We start from the raw sequence: 2,503 nt of genomic DNA, 5'->3' as shown, positions 1-2,503 counted from the left end.
ACGCCAATGTGGGACAAACTACGATGATAAAAGGGGACAGACTTTTTTGGCTTCGATGACAATGTGGTAAAACTGCTCATTTTCCCATCAATTTTATGATGAATAATTTGGGACAAAATACGATGAGTGCGGGACGCAACAGCAGAACAGCAGCAATTAGCCTTGGAGTGGTTAAAAAATTATCCCAATGGCTTGATGCTGCAAGAGTAAATTAGTTTAGCGGCAAAGAAAAAAGAGCGGCATTTAAAAACCGCTCTTTTTTACAGTGGAAAATCAATCAAACGGTGATTCGATTGTGAACTCTTCACCAGTGGTAATAAAACGCTCCCACTGTTTCAGATACCACTCAAATTCATTAAGAGTGATATGGATATTATCCTCAGTAAATTCATTGTATATTTCAACGTCATTTAACTTAATAATGACAGTATGTGCATTCCCTGTTCCCTCCCACTCTGACATCTCATGATTCCTGATAGAGTGGCATACAGATAAAAATAATCTCATATTATAATTATCAGAATGAGCCTGAATATCACTTCCCAAAAAATCAGCAATCACTTGTTTGCTACGCCCAACCTCAAGCACCGCAAAACCTAGATTATTAACATAAAATCTCATATAAAGTTATCCATCGATGGGAAGGCAGTAGTAATATTTCCATACCCCTCTATTTTTACTCCACTAGGTGAAACTCCTTGCCACTTGGTATCTGTTATCATCACCGAATTTGCTTTAGCTGCCTTAACTTCACTTAATACTTTCGCTCGGCTCCAGTGCTTCGGAAAGAAAGTTGATTCAGGTCCTTTAGCTACCCATCTCCCAGTAGCTGGATTAAATACCTCGACTTTCGCCTGATAAATACCGAGTTCATTAGGTGGTTTCGTTATTTCTACCACTCGAGCTTTGCCCTGATGGCCTATGCTACCTTCATGATGAAAACCAACCGCTCTGCCTCTTCTGTTGATTTCACCATGGAAGATATGTTTAGCATTAACTCCAGAACCAGAACACCCCGCCAAGCCGAGGGGGTCCACCCACTCCAGTGGGTTGGCGACGTAGGCCATTGGGTTTGGTCCACCGGCTAAGCCGAGTGGATCCGGGCTTAAGTAGCTGCCAGTCTGTGGATTGTAGTAGCGGAAGCGGTTGTAGGCAAGCCCGCTTTCTGCATCTTCCAACTGCCCGGCAAACAGTAATTGGGGGTCGTGCCGATCTTTCGGTAGGTGTGGCATCACCTCGGGTCGCCGACCCCACAGGCTGACTGGCCGTTTGCGCCAGACCCGTTGCCCGCTTTCGCTGTACAGGCACAGCGGTAAGCCGTTGAGGTCGGTCACCGCGTAGGTGGTTTGCCAGCCGCGCACAGGCACGGTCGGCCAGTCGATGCCCGGTTCAGGTTCCGGTTCGCGCCATTCATCCTGTTGTGCCAGTAGGTGGAAGCCGTTGAACACCCAGTGCCGCAGGTGGATCAGTTCACCGTGTCGGTATTCCAAGATCAGCGCCAGCGTGTCGCCGTCCCAGAGGTAGACGGTTTTCTCTCCGTGTCGGCCGCCGCTTTTTTCGATCCGCCTGCCCAGTGCGTCGTAACGGTATTGCCAGGTATGACCTGACGGGTGTTTAAAGCCGATCAACTGGCTTTGGCTGTCCCAGCGATAGTGTGAGATGGCCGGTAGGAAGCCTCGGCCGTCGATCACTTGGCGTGTTAACCGTCCCGCTGCGTCGTGTTCAAACTGGTCCTCCCCTTGCCGCCATAGCCGGTGCCCGGCGGTGTAGTGGCTCTGCACCTGCGCTGTGCAGTGTTGGGCGAGCTCTTGGGTCTGCAACTGGCCGGTCGGGTCGTAACGGTAATATTCATGCTGCGTGTCAGCGTGCTGTACCGCGACGACTTGCCCGTTGCCGTTCAGCCGGTAGTGCGTTTCGCCGTCGTCGTTGACCGCTACGCGTTGCCCGGCAGCATCGTAATGCAGGCGGCGATCGAGGCTGGCTTGCAGTGGCAGTGTTTCGTGCTGTGGCCGCAGCGGCGGTTTACCGGCGCGTTGGCGGATCAGCTGGTTCATCACGTCGTAATCTTGCAGCAGTTGGAAGCCCTGCGCGCTGTGGCGGCCGAGTTCATTGCCGACCGCGTCGTAACTGAACTGCAATCCAGCGTGGTGCGGCAGTTGCACGGACAGCAGTTCGCCGACTGCGTTGTAGCGGTATTCGGTGATCAGCGGGGCGATTTCCGGGTGCGCGGTGAGGCGGATTTCGCGCACTTTGCACTGTGCATCCGGGTAGCGGTAGTGAATTTCATGCTGTGGGTGCTGTTCACAAATCAGCCGTTGGGCGGCGTCGTAATGGTAGTGGATCGCGCCGTCGATATCGTCGATGCCGAGCAGTTGGCCACTGGCGCTGTAGCGGTAGTGCAGTGTTTTTTCCGGTCGCACGGCGGCGATGCAGCGCCCGCAGGCGTCGTACTGGTATTCGGTGCTTTCGCCTGCGCCGTTGGTGCGGCGGATGCAGTGGCCGT

At 52.8% G+C, this 2,503-nt stretch carries 2 protein-coding genes; both read right to left on the bottom strand.

Annotated features, from left to right (window positions below):
* Window positions 1-273 precede the first annotated feature (273 nt).
* The gene (locus EOJ37_RS13825) at window positions 274-621 is read right to left on the bottom strand and encodes a hypothetical protein (protein WP_127960465.1); all 348 of its coding nucleotides are present in this window, start codon (window positions 619-621) and stop codon (window positions 274-276) included.
* Window positions 618-2,503: RHS repeat-associated core domain-containing protein (locus tag EOJ37_RS13820; RefSeq protein WP_206194070.1), on the bottom strand; the 1,886-nt coding region annotated here is incomplete at its 5' end. The genes EOJ37_RS13825 and EOJ37_RS13820, both read right to left, overlap by 4 nt.

Source organism: Serratia microhaemolytica (genome assembly GCF_004011885.1).
In the GTDB taxonomy this organism is placed as follows: domain Bacteria; phylum Pseudomonadota; class Gammaproteobacteria; order Enterobacterales; family Enterobacteriaceae; genus Serratia_G; species Serratia_G microhaemolytica.
Note: the sequence above shows the minus strand (reverse complement) of the source record. Positions and strands in the feature narration are given on the sequence as shown.